The sequence below is a fragment of the Pristimantibacillus sp. PTI5 genome (assembly GCF_048572955.1).
Lineage (GTDB): Bacteria > Bacillota > Bacilli > Paenibacillales > Paenibacillaceae > Pristimantibacillus.
Window position 1 is genome coordinate 5,244,817 of record NZ_CP183886.1, and the last position, 18,624, is coordinate 5,263,440.

Annotated in this window: 16 protein-coding genes; 14 read left to right on the top strand and 2 right to left on the bottom strand. The window is 48.1% G+C overall.

The genetic code is table 11. The features are described from left to right. Window positions 1-12: 12 nt before the first annotated feature. Window positions 13-330: an ArsR/SmtB family transcription factor gene (locus ACN6MW_RS23450; RefSeq protein WP_419872299.1), complete on the bottom strand. Its 318-nt coding sequence runs from the start codon at window positions 328-330 to the stop codon at window positions 13-15. Window positions 331-533: 203 nt separating this feature from the next. On the opposite strand from ACN6MW_RS23450, the gene ACN6MW_RS23455 reads away from it, so the two are divergent. The 14 genes from ACN6MW_RS23455 (at window position 534) to ACN6MW_RS23520 (ending at window position 17,462) form a co-directional block, all read left to right on the top strand. Then, entirely contained in the window at window positions 534-983 is a 450-nt protein-coding gene (locus ACN6MW_RS23455) for a MarR family winged helix-turn-helix transcriptional regulator (protein ID WP_419872300.1), read from the top strand. A 139-nt stretch (window positions 984-1,122) separates the two neighbouring features. Beyond that, window positions 1,123-1,929 (top strand): arsenite methyltransferase, encoded by an 807-nt coding sequence (locus ACN6MW_RS23460; RefSeq protein WP_419872301.1) that lies wholly within the window; start codon window positions 1,123-1,125, stop codon window positions 1,927-1,929. A gap of 260 nt (window positions 1,930-2,189) precedes the next feature. After that, the gene (locus tag ACN6MW_RS23465; protein WP_419872302.1) at window positions 2,190-3,770 is read left to right on the top strand and encodes a glycoside hydrolase family 43 protein; all 1,581 of its coding nucleotides are present in this window, start codon (window positions 2,190-2,192) and stop codon (window positions 3,768-3,770) included. Between the two features lie 213 nt (window positions 3,771-3,983). Then, on the top strand, window positions 3,984-5,318 hold the full coding sequence (locus ACN6MW_RS23470) for an ABC transporter substrate-binding protein (protein WP_419872303.1): 1,335 nt from the start codon (window positions 3,984-3,986) through the stop codon (window positions 5,316-5,318). Between the two features lie 92 nt (window positions 5,319-5,410). Further along, the gene (locus tag ACN6MW_RS23475; protein ID WP_364142893.1) at window positions 5,411-6,304 is read left to right on the top strand and encodes a carbohydrate ABC transporter permease; all 894 of its coding nucleotides are present in this window, start codon (window positions 5,411-5,413) and stop codon (window positions 6,302-6,304) included. 1 nt (window position 6,305) lies between these two features. Then, the gene (locus ACN6MW_RS23480; RefSeq protein WP_419872304.1) at window positions 6,306-7,136 is read left to right on the top strand and encodes a carbohydrate ABC transporter permease; all 831 of its coding nucleotides are present in this window, start codon (window positions 6,306-6,308) and stop codon (window positions 7,134-7,136) included. A gap of 162 nt (window positions 7,137-7,298) precedes the next feature. Beyond that, a complete protein-coding gene (locus ACN6MW_RS23485) occupies window positions 7,299-9,080 on the top strand; it encodes a sensor histidine kinase (protein WP_419872305.1) in 1,782 nt (593 codons plus the stop codon). Continuing rightward, window positions 9,055-10,653 carry a response regulator gene (locus ACN6MW_RS23490; RefSeq protein WP_419872306.1) on the top strand — a complete coding sequence of 533 codons (1,599 nt, stop codon included), beginning with the start codon at window positions 9,055-9,057 and terminating at the stop codon, window positions 10,651-10,653. Before ACN6MW_RS23485 ends, ACN6MW_RS23490 begins: the two co-directional genes overlap by 26 nt. Window positions 10,654-10,805: 152 nt before the next feature. Then, window positions 10,806-11,960: a GntR family transcriptional regulator gene (locus ACN6MW_RS23495; protein ID WP_364142881.1), complete on the top strand. Its 1,155-nt coding sequence runs from the start codon at window positions 10,806-10,808 to the stop codon at window positions 11,958-11,960. 205 nt (window positions 11,961-12,165) lie between these two features. Then, on the top strand, window positions 12,166-13,476 hold the full coding sequence (locus ACN6MW_RS23500) for an ABC transporter substrate-binding protein (protein ID WP_419876424.1): 1,311 nt from the start codon (window positions 12,166-12,168) through the stop codon (window positions 13,474-13,476). A gap of 63 nt (window positions 13,477-13,539) precedes the next feature. Then, the gene (locus tag ACN6MW_RS23505; protein ID WP_419872307.1) at window positions 13,540-14,427 is read left to right on the top strand and encodes a carbohydrate ABC transporter permease; all 888 of its coding nucleotides are present in this window, start codon (window positions 13,540-13,542) and stop codon (window positions 14,425-14,427) included. 23 nt (window positions 14,428-14,450) lie between these two features. Beyond that, window positions 14,451-15,329: a carbohydrate ABC transporter permease gene (locus tag ACN6MW_RS23510; protein ID WP_419876425.1), complete on the top strand. Its 879-nt coding sequence runs from the start codon at window positions 14,451-14,453 to the stop codon at window positions 15,327-15,329. A gap of 58 nt (window positions 15,330-15,387) precedes the next feature. Then, the gene (locus ACN6MW_RS23515) at window positions 15,388-16,431 is read left to right on the top strand and encodes a glycoside hydrolase family 76 protein (protein WP_419872308.1); all 1,044 of its coding nucleotides are present in this window, start codon (window positions 15,388-15,390) and stop codon (window positions 16,429-16,431) included. After that, on the top strand, window positions 16,428-17,462 hold the full coding sequence (locus ACN6MW_RS23520; RefSeq protein ID WP_419872309.1) for a glycoside hydrolase family 76 protein: 1,035 nt from the start codon (window positions 16,428-16,430) through the stop codon (window positions 17,460-17,462). The genes ACN6MW_RS23515 and ACN6MW_RS23520 overlap by 4 nt, the downstream gene beginning before the upstream one ends. Before the next feature lie 155 nt (window positions 17,463-17,617). Here the strand turns inward: ACN6MW_RS23520 and ACN6MW_RS23525 are convergent, their stop codons facing one another. Beyond that, window positions 17,618-18,523, bottom strand: coding sequence for a helix-turn-helix domain-containing protein (locus ACN6MW_RS23525; protein ID WP_419872310.1), 906 nt, complete (start codon window positions 18,521-18,523; stop codon window positions 17,618-17,620). Window positions 18,524-18,624 lie beyond the last annotated feature (101 nt).

The window sequence follows — 18,624 nt, forward strand, 5'->3', positions numbered from 1 at the left end:
ATTCCTCCTAAATTAAATACAGCAGTCGGGACTCGATTTTTTTAACTGTTCCTTCATTGAAGGCAGTACATCTAAGATGCCATGCAGATAAGGTTTATCGTCAACGTTAAGAGAATAATAAATCCATTGTGCTCGTCTCGTCTCATTAACCAGTCCGCCGACTTTCAGCTTCCTCAAATGTTGGCTTACATTAGGCTGCGTTGTTTCAAGAATCGTTACGATATCGCACACGCACATTTCTTGCTCCTTTAGCAGGGCAAGTATCGTAAGGCGAGTCTTGTCAGATAAAAGCTTCAATGTCTCAGCCAGAGCGTCTATTGATTGAACCATGCAAGCACTCCTTTAAAGTTATTTATTGTGAAAAAGATTCTGCTTGCTGACTTTACATAGGATCACGTCTTCTAAAGTATATTATACAAAGCTGATTATATAAGTAAAGTGTTATATGAGTATAAACTTATATAAAAAACGAAAGAAAATTACTTGCAAAATGCAAGTATGTATATTATGATTCTCGCATGAGGTGAATGAATGTGGAAAATGTTCGCGAGCTAGTTCAAATCATGACACGCCGATTTGGATTTCTTAACAAAAATTGCTGTTCCGCTGGAGGGTGCGATATTTCCTTGGTCCAAAGCCATATTCTTTACGAAATCGACCATCAGCATAAACCGTCCATCCAGCAGGTCGCTGAGGCGTTGGGCACCGATATTACTACGTTCAGTCGGCAAGTCCAATCCTTAATAAAAATGGGTTTAGTGAAAAAAGCGCCTGATCTGGACGACCGCAGAGTGTACGTTCTTTCATTAACGACGGAAGGCAAGTATGTGGCGGCGACGATTGACCAGCAAATGAACGCTTATTTGGATGAAGTCTTCTCTCACATGAATGAATTTGAAAAAGAAACGGTTATTCGTTCCATCAAGTTGTTGAATGATGCCATGAGTAAATCAAGCCAATGCTGTACCACCCCAATCGGGTGATTTCTTTTGCTCAATACTTGCAAATTGCAAATAATAATAGATCATTGTTTCCGAATTTAAAGAAATGAAAGCCATGTATGGCAACACCGTCAGCTTGCTGATGTGAATGATAAATGATTTCAATGAGGAGTGAATGTTCATGAACCAAATCAGTAAAGATCAAATTCGTCAAAATGTCCGTACCCGTTACAAAGAAATTGCTTTGCAGCCAGCGGAAATCGAATCCTGTTGTGAGCCAAGTTCCGGCTGCAGCGGATCGCCTGCTAATTATATCGATGTTTCTGCCAAACTCGGTTATTCAAACGAGGAATTAAGCGATGTCCCTGACGGAGCAAATCTTGGCCTTGGCTGCGGCAATCCACAAGCGATTGCGGAACTTCAACCAGGGGAAGCCGTGCTCGACCTTGGCAGCGGCGGCGGCTTCGACTGCTTCCTGGCTTCGCGTCAGGTAGGAGAAACCGGTAGAGTGATCGGCGTAGACATGACGCCAGAAATGGTGAGCAGAGCCCGAGCGAATGCTGCCAAAGGCAGCGATTTTTCGAACACGGAGTTTCGATTAGGGGAAATTGAACATTTGCCCGTATCGGATCAGGCGGTGGATGTTATTATTTCGAACTGCGTCATTAATCTATCCCCGGATAAGCAGCAGGTGTTCGATGAATCATTCCGAGTGCTGCGTTCCGGCGGCCGCCTTGCGATTTCAGATATCGTCACGACCGCGGAGCTTCCTGCGGAAATTAAGAATGATATGGACGCGTTGTATTCCGGGTGCATTTCCGGGGCTTCTTCGGTTGACGAAGTGAAGGCAATGTTAATTCAAAGCGGATTTATAGATGTAGTTGTGGAACCGAAGGATGAATCGAAAACATTCATCAAAGACTGGGTCCCGGGATCTAAAGCCGAGCAATACATTGTTTCGGCTATGATCAAAGCAGTAAAACCATAGTTAAGGTGCAAGTGTAAAATAATCAGGCCTTACCAGCATGGAAGAAAGGGACCTCTTGCGGAGAGGTCCTTTTTATTTTGCGGGCAATCGTCGTTGTCCCACGCCGAAAATGATTAAAATAATGCGCTTCAAGCTAAAAAAACATACATACGCCTTTTTTATGGCCATGCTACGCTAGTTATCTGTACGTTTACTGCGCAAGCCTATGCAGCATTATGAATGATAGGTGTACAGGACAAACAAATAAGGAGGCAAAGTAAGTGGAAATAAACAATCCGATCTTGCCCGGCTTTAACCCGGATGCATCCTTCCTGCGCGTGGAGGAAGACTATTATATTGCAACTTCAACCTTTGAATGGTTTCCGGGCGTTCAGCTTTACCATTCCAAGGATTTGGCGAACTGGGAGCTGCTGCCTCATGCGCTGACCCGCACTTCGCAATTAGACTTGAGAGGCAATCCAAGCTCAGGCGGTATTTGGGCACCGGCGCTTTCTTACGATAGCGGACTCTATTATTTATTGTTTACGGATGTAAAGGGCCGCAAGGGCGTCTATAAGGATTTGCACAATTATTTGGTAACGTCAGAGAGCATGAGCGGACCGTGGTCCGAGCCGGTTTATTTGAACGGCAGCGGTTTTGATCCTTATTTATTCCATGATACGGACGGAACCAAATGGCTGCTAAATATGCAGTGGGATTTCCGGGACGGCCATTCCCGGTTTGACGGGATTATGCTTCAGCAGTACGATCCCATAGAGCAGCGGCTTGTCGGACCTGTGAAGAAAATATACGAGGGCACCGATCTAGGCGTGACCGAGGGACCTCAAGTGTTTAAACGGAACGGTTATTATTATTTGTTGGTTGCAGAGGGAGGCACAGGAATTAACCATGCCGCTACGTTAGCCCGCTCGCGTCAATTGGAAGGTCCTTACGAAACAGACCCGTCCTATCCGATACTAACCACCCGCGGCGTTCCTGATTATCCGCTGCAAAATGCGGGCCACGGCATGGTAGTAGAAACACAAACCGGCGAATGGTATATGACGCATATTTGCAGCCGTCCTTTTGCAGGCACGAAGCTTAACCCGCTCGGCAGGGAAACGTCGATTCAGCGCTGCCGCTGGACAGAGGATGGCTGGCTCCGCTTGGAGCATGAGGGAAAATTGCCTGCACTCACGGTACCTGCTCCGCAGCTTGCGCCGCATCCGTTTCCCGTTCAGCCTGCGAAGGATGACTTCGATGCGCCTAGTCTAAGCTATCACTATCAAACGCTGCGCGCTCCGGCCGAAGACTCGTGGCTCAGCCTGGCGGAGAGGCCTGGATACTTAAGGCTCCGCGGCAGGGAATCGCTGCATTCCTGGCATCAGCAGAGCATGGTTGCGCAGAGATTGCAGCATTTTAGCTGTACGGTAGAAACGCGTATGGAATACGAGCCGGAGCATTTTATGCAAATGGCGGGGCTTGTCTTTTATTATGACGAGCTGGACTATTTTTATTTACGCGTTACGCAGGATGGAGAAAACGGACGGAAGCTTAGTTTGATCACAAGCATTCAAGGAAAATACAGCGAAAATAGAGAGCATGAGCTCTCTGTTGATGACTGGGATATTTATTATTTAAAGGCTGTTGTCAGGGAGAGGGAGCTGCGCTTCTACGGCGCTGAAGACGGCAAGACCTGGCAGCAGGTTGGAGAAGTGCAGGATATAGGCGTTTTGTCCGACGAGTTCGGAGGGAAGCTGGGCTTTACCGGCACGATGATCGGTTTATGCGCACAGGACATCAACGGAACAAAGAAGCATGCAGATTTTGATTATTTTAGCTATGTAACGGAAGTTGAATAATAAGACAAAATAACCAGCCGTTTGGTTTAACTATGCTCTTCGGCGCAGCAATGATCTTAAATTAACGGCATACCGTCCTTAAAAAACTTCATTTAAGCTGTCGGAATTTGATGATAATCTTAGATCAAGGAAACGGGATTGAACAAGATGATGCGCACATCTTACATGAAAATTCCTCTTAAACAGCGGATATTAAAGGGAGGTCAAATGAATATGGCTAAAAAATCATTCTTGCAATTGGTATCTCTTATGTTGGCATTGACCGTAATCTTGACCGCATGCGGCGGCAATAATACGGCTTCGCCAAGCAATAATACGGGCACATCGGAGACTCCGACAGACGCGCCGCAGAAAGAAGTAAGCTTCACGCTTGCTTACGCAACTGGCGACCCGGCAACGAAAAAAGCAATTGAAACGACGATTGATGCCTTTACGGCAAAAAATCCTCATATCAAAATTGTCAACTATAGCGAAACGACTTCGGCTTCTTACTTAGATTGGCTTAAAACCAAAGATGCGGTAGGCCAATTCCCTGATCTCGTAGAAATGCGCGACACCAAAGTATTCGTTGACGCAGGAAAAATCGTAGAGCTTCCGGGAGATCTCCGCAGCCTGTTCTCGATCCTGCCGGAATATGATGGCAAAATATACAATGCTCCTCTTACGGGCACAGCGCCGCAAGGGATTATTTACAGCAAGAAAGCCTATGCGGATGCAGGCGTAACCGAGCTTCCAAAAACATACGATGAGTTTTTAGCGATTCAAGAAAAGCTTGCGGCTACCGGCATTTCGCCAATCGTAGTCGGCGGCAAAGATATTTTCCACATGGGCTTCTGGACAAACTTCTTCTTCATCAACGAGGTTTATTCCAAGGATCCGGACTGGAACTCGAAGCGCACGGCAAAAACGGCAAGCTTCACGGATGCCGGCATGGTTCAAGCGGTAACCGACTACAAAGAACTATTCAGCAAATACGTGGATAAAGGCTGGCTCAGCACGGCTGACAACCAAACAGCTTCCATTCTAGTGAGCGGCAAAGCGGCTCAGCTGTTCTCCGGTCCTTGGATGTTCGGACAAATCGCGGAAGCCGATCCAAGCTTCGAGTTTGGCTTCTACGCCATCCCTGACCGCAGCGGCAAAGTGAATATTAACCAACTGCCTAGCCTTGCAGGCTGGTCGCTATCGGCTGTAGGTGCCAAAGACCCGGATAAAGCAGAAGCGATCAAAGCGTTCATCAAATTCTTCTTTGAGCCGGAGCAATACGGACCTTACCTTGCTACCGTGAACGGCATTCCGACGACATCGGCTGAAGTGACTTATGAAACAGGCGAGCAAATGCAAGAAGTAATGAAGCTGGTTGGCGATTCCGCGGTGAACAAATCGTTAGGCCTGGCGAACTGGTACGGCGATAATGCGATTCCTCCGCAATTCCGCAACTGGTACTACAAGCTTCTTCAGGAGCTTGTATTGGAAAACGGCGACGTAACCGAATATATGAAAAAAGCAGACGCTGAGTACGACAGCAATGTAAAAGCAAATCAACAATAAAGCATGAGTTGTAAAGAAAGAAGGACGGAAAGAGCAGCCTCTGCTTACGCGGAGGTTCTCTTTTTATCAAGAACCTAGGAGGTAGGAGAGCCATGATTGCCCAGCTAAAGAAAAAGAAATGGACAAATTATGCCATTTGGTTTATATTGCCCGCATTTCTACTATATACGGCTTTCGTCATCGTCCCGACGCTGAGCAGCGTATATTTAAGCTTTACCTCATGGGATGGGCTAAGCAGCAATATCCGGTACATCGGTCTTGATAATTTCAAGGAAATCCTAAGCAGCCCAAGGGTTCACAATGCTTTGAAAAACACGTTGATCTTCGCATTCTCACTCGTGATTTTGGAAAATGCGCTAGCCTTGCTGCTTGCCATTTTAGTAGATCAGGTGCGTTGGTTTCGAAACTTTTTCCGCAGTATCTTCTATTTTCCGGTATTAATGAGCGGTATTATTATGGGCTTTATTTGGATGATCATTATGAATTACAACTTTGGCGTTTTAAATCAATTGTTGGATATGACAGGTCTCGGTTTCCTGAAGGCAGATTGGTTGGGAAATCCCGATTTTGCTTTAATCGCGATTATTCTCTCAACCGTTTGGAAGGCAGCCGGTTACTATATGGTCATTTATTTGGCAGGGCTCCAAGGCATCCCGCAGGAATTGCATGAAGCGGCGAGCATTGACGGCGCTAACCGCTGGCAGCAGTTCCGAAGCATTACTTTTCCTTTGCTCGCAGGTGCGATGACGGTATGCTTGATGCTCTCCATGATCGGCTCACTCAAAATCTTCGATCAAATCGCGGTCATGACCGACGGCGGTCCGGGATTCGCAACCGAAACGTTGACGTATATCATTTATAAAGTAGGCTTCGGCGAATTGAGGCAGGGCTTTGGTACGGCGCTTTCGATGGTTCTGTTCCTGCTGACGCTTGCAATCTCCTTGATTCAAATGAAGGTTCTGCGGAAAAGAGAGGTGCAAATGTAGGATGAAAAAAAAGATTAAGGCCAACGAAGTCGTCGTTTTCGCCGTTACGTTTGTTATCGCTGCTGTGTTTGCTTTTCCGATTTACTTTAATATCATGTCGGCCTTCAAGAGCAACGGCGAAATCATGCGCGACGCGATCGCTTTCCCGAAAGGGCTTTATCTGGATAGCTTCAAGTATCTTTTGACGGAGACCCAGTACCCGGCAGCGATGCTTAACAGCGCGATATTAACCTTTGTCTCCATAATTGCCATGGTGCTCGTCATTCCGATGGCTGCCTATGCGATCGAGAGAACGGATTCGAAGTGGACGAACGGCGTGTTCACGTATTTCCTTTTCGGCATGATGATTCCTTTCCAGGTATACATGATTCCGTTGTTCAAGCAGTTGAAGATGATCGGCCTATTCGGAACCCTGACGGGGCCTATCCTTGTGTATATTTCCGGTTCCGTCGGCTTCGGCGTCCTGCTCTATACTAGTTTCCTCAAGGGTATCCCTCGGGAAATCGAGGAATCGGCAGAGATAGACGGCTGCACAAGAACGGGGATATTTTGGAAAATCGTATTCCCATTGCTAGGGCCGGTAACGGCCAGCATGGTAGTTTTGCAGGGTCTCGGGATTTGGAACGATTTCCTGATGCCGATGATGGTGCTGCCATCCGGCCATGCCAAAACGATGATTGTCGAGCTGTTCTATTACGTTGGCGAATTCTCATCCCGTTGGGACATGATCTTCGCGGGTACGACGATGTCGCTTGTCCCGGTACTCATCGCATTTCTTTCCTTGCAGAAGTATTTTGTCAAAGGCGTCTCGTCTGGCGCAATCAAAGGGTAAGCCCGAAATTAAACATCCGCATCTGCCGCACAGCCGGAAGCTCCTCTTGAGGAATTTCCGGCTGTGCCTGTTGCTTGCCGGGCCAGATTAAGGGAACAGCTGTTTCATGTTATGATAAGCACACAAACCATGGGGCGGCGTTTGCATAGGAGGAACATATCGATGAAATCGTGGGGGCAAAGATGGAACAGCGTATTCGTGAAATTTTCGGCGGCATTTATATTAGTCGGATTTATTCCTTTGTTTGCGCTCAGTTATTTCTCCGTACAGACTTTTACGGGACATGTGGAGCGGTACACGAACGATAATCTGCGCCAGATGGTTCTCTATATCAGCTATAATTTGAATTCCGCGTTCAATAACTATAACGAAATCTCTATGCTAATGTACACGGGGCGATATGACGGCCTGCAGGACAGCTTCTCCGACAATCAGACCCGCAACGTAAATGAGTTGCAGCAAATTAATTCCGTTCCGATCGATGCTTTTCTCAAAATGATTATGTACAGCGACCGGTACATCACGAGCGCTTATTTTGTCCGGACGAAGGACAGCAAGCTTTATTATCAGACGAAAGAAAATAAAGTGATCATTCCGGATAAGCTGCCCATAGAGGATTGGCTAAGCACGATGAAGGATGACCCTACCGGACTGATGATTTATCCGACGCATGAGGATTATTATATTTTTAATTCCCAGGACAACGTCATTACGATCGGCAGGAACCTGATCGATACATCCGGTACCCTCACGCGGGAGCCCAAAATCGTAGGCACTTTATTTTTTGATGTCGACGCCAAAATCGCGGACCAGTTTTTGCGCGAGCTCAATTTGGGAGAAAAGGACGAGCTGTATGTGCTTGACGATAAAGAGCGGCCATATTTCAGCAATCAGGAGCTGGCTGCCATCCAAATCCCTATCTCCTCGGAAAACGACCATAGAAAGCTTATTTTAAGCGAGGAGATTCCGTTTATTAAAGGCCGGCTGCTGGTTAAATTCGAGAACGAGGAGATATACAAGCAGCTTGGTACGACCAGCTCAGCGGTTTATATCGCGATCGGCATTTGCTCGCTCGTGCTTATCTTTATGGGCACCTGGTTTTCAAGACGGCTCGCCGCGCCGATTCGAGGGCTGATTAAGCAAATGGCCAAGGTGGAATCAGGAAATCTGGAAATACAGGTCGAAGTGAAAAGCAATGATGAGATGGGAAGATTGGCCCATGGCTTCAACCGGATGGTGGACCGGCTGCAGGCCTTCATCAATGAGGCTTATGTAGCCGAGATTAAGCATAAGCAAACCGAGCTGAATGCGCTGAAGAGTCAAATTAGGCCTCATTATTTATATAATACGCTGGAGGTCATTCGGATGAATGCCGTCCACAGCGATGCGGACGAAGTAGCGGATATGATATTGTCGCTCTCGAATCAGCTGAAATACGTGATCGATTACGGCGAGGATTGGGTGACCATCCAGCGGGAGCTGGAGCATCTTAAAGATTATTTCTATATCATCCAGGTAAGATTTGAAAACAGATTCGAGCTCAGATGCGAGATTTCGGAAGAAGTAAATAGGGAATGGCCGATCCTAAAGCTTTCCCTGCAGCCGATCGTCGAGAATGCGATTCAGCACGGGCTTCGTCTCAAAGGAAAGGGCATTGTGAAAATATCGATCGAGCTTTGGGAAAATAAGCTTGCCGTTACCGTTTACGATGACGGCGTAGGCATGGATAAGACGGAGCTCGATCGCCTTAACGCGATGCTTGGGGATGCAGCGGCCCCTTCCAAAAATGTCGGCGTGAAAAATGTGCATGAACGAATAAAATCGGTTTGCGGAGAAGGCTACGGCGTATCGGTAAGCAGCCGCAAGCATGTCGGTACCTCGGTGCTGATGCTATTTCCGGTGAAGGAGGAACTGACGCATGATACGACTCATTCTGGCAGATGATGAACCGATTATCATAAAAGGATTGCGGAAGCTGATGGATTGGGAGTCGTTCGGCATGGAAATCGTCGGTCATGCCTATGACGGCAACGAGCTCATGCAGCTTATCGAAGACCTGAATCCCGATCTGGTTATTAGCGATATTAGCATGCCGCATCGGTCTGGCATCGATATCATAAAAGAGATCAAGCAAAGAGGATTGCCGGTAAAAGTGATTTTTATTAGCGCATATCAGGAGTTTTCCTATGCAAGAGACGCGGTTGCGTTTGGGGCGATCGACTATTTGGTGAAGCCGGTCGTGAAGATGCAGCTGGAGAGCGTGCTGGGCAAAGCCATTTCATTAATAACGGAGCATAACGAGGAGCAGAAGCGAAAAGGAAAGCTGCAGCTGCTGGAGCGAAAAAGCCGGCATGAGGAAATGCAGGAAGCCCTCATTCAATTAACGGACGGCAATTTGTCGCCCAATACGAAATCCTTTCAAGAAACGGATGCCCAGCTTCAAGGACCCCGCTATTCGGTTATGATCGTCGAGGTTGAGCGCTTGACAGAAGAGACGGCCCGCTGGACGGAAAAGGAAAAGAAGCTGATCGAATTCGCGATTGGCAACATGCTGCAGGAGCTCATAACCGATACCGGTATCGGTTATGTTTTTATGAAGCGGGATCGGCATGTTTGCGTTCTCAGCCATGGCGAGCCGGAGGAGCCGTTCATGCTGGCAGAAGACATGCAAAAGAAAATAGAAATCTTTCTGAAGCTGAAGGTTTCGGCATCCCTCAGCCGGCCGGCGAGCGGGCTGATGAAGCTGGCAGATGCTTACCGCGAAGCGGAGCAAGCGATGGAAATGAAATATTTTGTGGGCTTGAACCGCGTGTTGGGCTTTGTTCCGCAGGAGCAGCAGCATTCCTTCGATAAGGAACTGTATGAATTGCAATGGGAGGTCATCCGCGGGATGACGGCAAAGGCATGGTCCGAGGTACAGGCTGCGCTGGCCGGATGGCTGGATACGATAAAAAACGAAACGTACGGCAATCGTTCTCTTGCCGTATCCACCTGCTTTTCCTCGATGTCGTTTATTATTCAGGAGCTGTTCAAATCAGGCGTGCGATTGTCAGAACGCGCCTTGGACAAACGGGAGCTGCAGCAGCTGCTCGCTTCCTTCGAGACCTTTGATTGGATGAGCACCGAAATTATCGGTTTGTTTGAGAAAACCTACAATGAAATGGACAGCGATTCCGGCAATAAGGACAAAATCGTGCTGGCTAAAATCAAGCAATACATCGATAGGCATTACAGCGAGGAGATTACGCTGGAGTCGATGGCAAGCATGGCTTTCATGAACCCTTATTATTTCAGCAGCTTCTTCAAGAAGCATACGAAACAAAACTTTAAGCAATATGTAACGGAGGTTCGCATGCGCCATGCGGCAGACATGCTTAGTCTGACCGATTTGATGGTCTATGAGATCGCGGACAAGGTTGGTTACAACAATGCCCGGCATTTTAGCGATATGTTCAAAAAAATGTACGGCAAGCTGCCAATCGATTATCGGCAGGATACGAAAAAAACAACGGAATAAGCACGGATTCAATTTGTTAGGCCAATCAGCATGTAGGATTGGCCTGTTGGTCTGACGCGGTTGAAAATCCATTGCAAAACAGCTTTAAATGATATATCATGATATATTATTAGGTTGTGCAGATAGGCTGGAATGGAAGGGAGGGGCTCGCTTTGAATGAAACATCATCTAAACCGATGTACGAAAAAATATTTGAATCGGTAAAAAACCAAATCTTAACGAAGGTCTATGGGGTCGGAGAACGAATCCCTTCGGAGAAGGAACTGGCAGAAGCCTACAGCGTCAGCCGTATTACGAGCAAAAAAGCGCTTGAGCTGCTTACGAATGAGCGCTTAATTGTAAGAAAGCCGGGCAGAGGGTCATTTGTAGCCGATCCTGACACCGATTTTGGGACAGTGGCAGCCTCTTCTGGGGCGCCTGTTGCTGCTTTCTCCACGGAAATGACAACGATAGGGCTCGTCATTACCGATTTTGGCAACAGCTACGGAACAGGCTTGATCTATGGCATGGAAGAAGCGTCAAGGGAACATGATTGTTTTCTCGTCCTTCGCCGATCCTTCGGCGTTCCCGCCAATGAAGAGCTGTCGATTCAGAAGCTCCTTCATTTGGGAGTTGACGGATTAATCGTATTCCCGGCCCAAGGCGAATACTTCAATGAGGAAATTTTGAAGCTGGTTATCGGCCGGTTTCCTTTAGTATTGATTGACCGTCATTTAAAGGGAGTATCCGCAGCCTCAATCAGCACGGATAATGCCGCGGCGGCAAGAAAAGCGACAGCCCACTTATTTGAACTCGGTCATCGCCATATTTCATTTTTGTCGCCTCCGCCAACGGATACGACGGCTGTCGAGGAACGGATTGAAGGCTTTATTCAAGCGCATGCCGAGCATGGGATTGCGGTGGATCGGGGGCTGTGGGTAAATGATCTGACCTCCACGCTGCCGAATTCGTTCAGCGGGAACAATATCGAGCAGGATATCGACAAATTAATGGCGCATTTGAAGAGCCGTCCCGAGATCACGGCCTTGTTCGCGATTGAATATAACATTGCTTTGCTTGCCAAAGCAGCCGTGGAAAGAATCGGACTCCGGATCCCGCAGGATATCTCTATAATTTGCTTCGATAGTCCGCCTACGGGGCTTGGCGGCGGATATGCCTTCACCCACATCAGGCAAAATGAAGAGGAAATGGGACGTTTGGCCGTCGGCCATGTTCTGCAAATTATGCAGGGGCAGGCGGTTCCTAATAAAGTCATGCTAGAAGCGGATTTAATTATCGGTGATTCAACCGATAAGGTACGCCGGTAACACCCCTGACCTTCAGGGGTGTTTTTTTTTGAAATGGTATATCGATTATAATGATATATTAGCTTGTAAAATGTAGAAATAAATTCATATTGACATACACACCATATACCAATATACTCATTTTATGAAAGCGTTTACGGTTAGGGGGAGGAAGCTTCTTTACCCTAGCCAAGATAAATACGAAAAGGGAGGCATGGCAATGAAATTGAAAAAATGGTTCATGAAAGGGACGGCAATGCTGCTCGTCATCGGGCTTATCGCAGGATGCTCGGGTAACAACACAAACCAGAATAATACGAACGGTTCTACGAATGCGGGAGACGGAAATGAAAAAAACGCGAAAGCAGTAGAATTAACCTTCTGGGGAGATTGGGGCGGCGAAGGGCAAGCGCAGTTCGAGACCATGGTCGATGCCTTCAATAAGTCGCAAAGCAAAATACATGTGAAGTATGTGCTGCAGCAGGATATGATCACCAAGTTTTTGACGGCGGCTACTTCGGGCGGCTCGCCGGATATTCTTTTTTGGGACCGCTGGAGAACATCGCTGTATGCGCCCAAAAACGTGCTGCATCCCATTGATGAATATTTAGAGCGCGATGGCATTTCCCGCGATGATTATTTCGAGGAGTCGCTTAAAGAGCTCTCCTTGAACGATAAGCTTTACGGCCTGCCGCTGACAGTAGATGCGCGCGCGCTTTTCTATAATAAGAAGCTGCTTGCCGATGCGGGCATCGAGCCGCCGAAAACATGGGATGAGCTCGCGGATGCCGCAGCCAAGCTGACGAAATGGAACGGAAACAAGCTTGAAGTAGCCGGCTTCTCGCTCGGCGATGTTGGATTGTTCAATATGTATTTGCAGCAAGCGGGCGCGCAAATGCTTACGGAGGACGGCAAAACGAATTTCAATAACGAGCAGGGGAAACAAGTGCTGCAATACTGGGACCGCTTGTTGAACCAAGACAAAGTTTACAAAGTCGGCTTCGAGCAAGGACTGGGCGAAGGGCAGGACGCATTCGTGACCGGCAAGCTTGCCATGCAGTATACAGGGCCGTGGATGCTCAGCACTTATAAAAAATACGGCAAGGATCTGGATTTCGGAATCGTACCGCCGCCAGCGGGACCAAATGGCGATAAAGCAAGCGTCATGGGCGGCTTTGGCTTAGTTATTCCGGAGGGCGCGAAGCATAAAGAGGAATCATGGGAATTTATTAAATGGTGGCTTGCGAACAAAGACAATGCGCTGCTTTGGGCGAAAACCAGCTTGAACATTCCGGGCTACAAGCCGGCTCTCGAAGATCCGTTTTTCAAGGACGACCCGTTCTGGCAGCCATTTATGGAAACGCTGGAGTTTGCGAAGGTACGTCCGAATCACCCGGGGTACTCCGTCATGGAGGGTGATGCTTTGATACCGAATCTCCAGCTGTTTCAGCAGAACAAGCAAAGCATAGAAGATACGCTGAAGAAGGCGCAGGAGCAAGGGGATAAGCTGCTCGAGGATAACCGCGAAGTAAAATAAGCAATATTCGTGAAAACAGAAAGGGAGGAAAACCTCCCTTTCTCCAATTGAGGGGGAGTTCCTATGGCTTCCGTTAGAAAGCTGGAGCGTCATCAGGCGAGGACCGCGTATTTGTTTATTACGCCGACTATGCTTTTGTTTCTTGTGTTTACGGTCATCCCGGTATTTATGGCGCTTTATTTAAGCTTCACCAATTATGATGTGCTGAGCCGCAAGGACTGGATAGGCTTCGATAATTACCGCCGGCTGCTGGATGATGATTTATTGTGGGTAACATTCAAAAACGTATTCTTGTATGCCGTTATTTTCGTCCCTTTTAACATTATCATTTCACTATCCTTAGGGATTCTCATGAACCGGGCTTGGCGCGGCATTAAGCTGTTCCGCACCTTGAATTATTTGCCGACCTTGACATCGTCGGTAGCCGCGGCTACCGTTTGGATTTGGCTGCTCCACCCCGAGTACGGATTAGTAAACGGAATGTTATCCTACATTGGCATAACCGGGCCGGCATGGGTAGCGCAGACGGAAACGGCGATGCTTTCGATCATTCTTGTTACGCTATGGCAATCCGTCGGCTCCAACATGATTATATATCTGGCTGGTTTACAGGGCGTTCCGGATTATTTATATGAATCGGCACGGCTGGACGGCGCGACTAAGCTCGATTGCTTCCGGTTTATTACATGGCCGCAGCTTAGGCCGACGACCTTTCTGGTCAGCACGTTATCCATAATCGGCGCGCTTCAGCTATTTGACCAGGCGTTTGTGCTTACGCAGGGGGGACCTGCCAATGTCACGAAAACACCCGTCTATTTAATTTACCAGCAAGGCTTCAATCAATTGCAAATGGGCTATGCATCGGCGCAGGCCTTCGTTCTGGCCGTGGCGATCCTTATTTTCTCCATCATTAATATGAGAATAACAAAAGCGGAAGAGTCTGTGATATAGGAGGCGAGCAGCTAATGGAAACGATCGGAGACACTCCTCTGCGCAAGGGTTTGATGAAAACGATCTATTATGTCGTTTGCGCCTTGATCGCAATCGTCATGTTTTTGCCCTTTTACTGGAGCGTTTTGACCTCGATAAAACCGGATGATCAAATTTTTGCGATGCCGATCAAATGGCTGCCAACGGATATTACGTTCGAGCATTACAAAAAAGCGTTTACCACTGTTCCTTTTGGCTTGTATTTCTGGAACTCTTTCGTGCTGGCAGCCGCAGGGGTAATATTTAATCTCTTTTTAGGCTCATTGGCGGGCTATGCGTTCGCGAAGCTCAAATTCAAGCTCAGCCAGCCTTTGTTCCGAATTTTATTGGCGGCGATGATGATACCCGGCATCGTAACGATGATCCCGAGCGTTTACGTGCTGCAGCATCTCCCGTTTTTTGGCGGGAACGATCTGCTGGGTTCGGGAGGGCATGGTCTCATGAACTCCTTTTGGGGCATTATTTTGCCCGGCGCTTCCGGCACGTTCGCGGTCTTCTTCATGCGGCAATTTTTCCTGACGCTTCCTACCGATATGCTGGAGATGGCGCGGATTGAGGGCTGCGGAGAATTTAATATTTTTTGGAAAATCTATCTTCCGTTAACGAAGCCGGCGCTTGCCACATTAGGGATCTTTACGTTCCAAGCGGGCTGGAACAGCTTTCTCTGGCCGATGATCGTACTTAACGATCCAACGAAAGCGACGGTCCAAATGGGGCTGCAGGCATTCTCGTACAATTTCCAGACGGATTTTGGCCCGATGATGGCAGGGGCTTTGGTTGCCATTTTACCGATCTTGATCTTGTTCCTGCTGCTGCAGCGTTACTTTGTACAGGGCATTGCTTTCAGCGGAATTAAAGGATAGCGGTTATCGGATAGCGCAGACGGTACATTTCATATCATGACCTAGGGGGAGACGGCAGATGAACAAAACGGCAATCGGTGTATGGGAGAAGCGGGCGGACGAGGCGCAGGCGGCGCTTGAGCATTTTTTCTGGAATGATGAAATCAAGATGTACAATATAGAAACGCCTTGTCCGAACGGCAGCTGCAATACGATATTTCATTACTGGTGGATGGCGCATGCGGTTGACGTGCTGGTGGATGGATGGCTAAGAACTGGTGAGCCGCGGTATGCGGAAAGGCTGCGTATTTTCTATGAGGGAATCTTGGAGAGAAACGGCGGGTCGCTGCCAAATGAGCTCTATGATGACATGGAGTGGATGGCGCTTGCTTGGCTGCGCGCTTATGCGGCAACGGGAGAAGAGACTTATAAGCAAGCAGCCTTGGTGTTATGGGAAGATATTAAGACCGGCTGGAACGAGCATATGGGAGGCGGGATCGCGTGGCAGAAATCCCAGCCCGATTACAAGAATACTCCCGCTAACGCGCCAGCTGCTATCTTGGCTGTGCGCTTGTACCTGGCCTTTAAAGACGACAGCGATCTGGAATGGGCGAAAAAAATTTACAAATGGCAAAAGGAAAACCTAGTCGATCCGGACAGCGGCTTTGTCTGGGACGGGATGAACCGAACGGGCGACGGGGCCATCGATAAAGATTGGAAATTCACCTATTGTCAGGGCGTATTTATCGGCGCCGCGGTTGAATTATTCAGAGCAAGCGGCGAGCAAGCCTATTTGGAGGATGCGATTCGCTCATTTGACGCAGCTGCAGCGGAGCTGGCCGATCCCGTTACGGGGGTGCTGCCGGATGAGGAAACGGGCGACGGCGGTTTATTCAAGGGTATCCTGATCCGATACGCAGCCGAGCTTGCGAAGGAAGAGGGCGGTGACCGCGCGACGCAGCTGCTTCTCGTAAATGCCGAGCAGCTGTGGCTGAACGGCAAAGCGGATGGCCAGGCTTTGTTCAATCATGATTGGACGTCCAAGCCGGAGGAAAACGTATCGCTAAGCGTACAGCTCAGCGGGGTCATGCTGCTGGAGAAAATGGCGGAACAACGCGGATGAACCATGGAAAAGAAGTTGATTTCGTACAGAACGCTTTGATCTGGAATTATTGGAACGAGAGCGCCTCGATCATGAACCAATGGTATCCGCGGGAGGCAAACCCGCCGGGAGAGAACTATTATTACTGGTGGCAGGCACATGTGATCGATGTTTTTATTGATGGATGGAGCCGGACAAGCGACGCACGGTACATGGAGCGCATCGAGGCGATTTACGATGGCATCCTCCAAAGCAACGGCGGTACTTTTCTCCACCATTATTATGATGATATGGAATGGCTCGCTTTAGCTTTGCTCAGGGCGTATCAAACCACCCGGGATGAAAAGTACAAGCAGAGCGTACTAGAATTGTGGGCTGATATTCAGACCGCATGGAGCGAGCAGCTCGGCGGCGGCATGGCGTGGAACAAAGGGCAATTGGATTATAAAAATACGCCGGCAAACGCGCCTGCCGCCATACTTGCCGCCCGTTTGCATCAATGCTTCGGAGACAAGTCCGATCTGGACTGGGCTTTGAACATCTATAGGTGGAATAAGGACCATTTGGTTGATCCCGCTACCGGCTTTGTATGGGATGGAATCAACCGGAATGGCGACATGCAGATCGATTATGATTGGGTATTTACTTACTGCCAAGGGGTTTTCATCGGCGCAGGCGTTGAGCTCTACCGCTGCACAAATGATTGGTCTTTTCTGGAGGACGCGAAGCGAACGGCGCATGCCTGCATCGAAAGGTTATGCAATCCGGAAAGTCTTGTATTGCCCAATGAAGGTATTGACGATACAGGGCTGTTTAAAGGCATCCTAGTCCGCTACTTGGCTGAGCTGCTGCGGGTCGCTCCGGAAATGAACGAGGTTAGGGAGGTTATTAAGGCGAACGCGGCGATTTTGACGAAGCAAGGGCTGGATATGGAAAACGGGCTATGCGGTCCTTCCTGGGATAGCCGTCCTTCGCTCCCTGTCCAGTTAAGCGTTCAACTTAGCGGCGTCATGCTGCTGGAAGCTGATGAGCTGCTGAGACATATGGATTAAGAGAAGTCCCCGCTTAACGGCATCATGCTGTTAGGCGGGGACTTCTTCTTTTTTTAAAATATAGGAAAGTATAAGTTTGAAACTTATACTAAGCCTATATTTCACCGCGAAACGAGGATGTGCCGCCAGAGGACGGCGAAAGCCGTTTACGCTTGTTAGATTTCGTTCGAACCGGTAAAGCCTTGGATGAATTTTCGCGGTGATATCGCTTCGATTTGCTTAAAGGCTTTGCTAAATGCGTAGACGCTGCCGTAGCCGACCTTCTCTGCGATGGTTGTGATCGAAAGCGGCGTATAAATCATAAGATGTTTTGCTTTTTCAATACGATAGCGCATCTGGAATTGATGCGGCGTGAGGCCGTATTTTTGTTTAAACAGCCTTGAGAAATGGAAGACGCTGAGCGTGGCTGTCTTGGAAAGCTCCTCCAGAAGGATTGTTTGGTCAAATCGTTCCATGATGAGCGTTGCTGCCGCGTCAAGCGATTTATGATGGACCCGGCGACGAGACAGCTCGCTATTTTCCAAGCCTTTCATGATCAGATAAATCAGTTTTAAAACGAGTGATTTCTGCAAAATGAAAAAATCCAGATCCCGCCGTTCATAAGCATGGATGAGCTGCTGCAGCGTTTTTAATATTTCCCCGTGGTTATCGACCCGAATGATATCCGGTATTTGCAGGACGGATTCCAGAACGTCTTCGCGAATCCAGCTTTTTTCTTGCTCGCTGCAATCCGCTAAGCTTTTGTAGCTGATGGGCACTTCCTCCAGATTATCTGCGTAAAGCGCGTCAAAGTGGATATGCGGCATCCAGCATTCGCCGACGGATTCCAAAAATTCATGCTCCTTGCCGGGCTTAAATAAAACGATGTCCCCAGGAAGGAGGTCATGAACGGTATCGCTGATCCTTAACGTAAGCTCCCCCTTCTCCAAGTAAAGCAGCTCATAATCGAATATAATGCGCGTTTTTAAACGCATGCCTGATTCACGGTGATTCCAAGCTCTGCGAACATTAGGCGAGAGCTGCAGCATCAATGTTTTCTTAGGATCGGAAAACGCTTCCATTTCATCACTCCAAAATAGCAAGATTGGACAAATAATAACAAGTTGAACTAAAGAAGTTCCAAAAAAATTATGATAACATAAGCAATGTAAACGATAACATG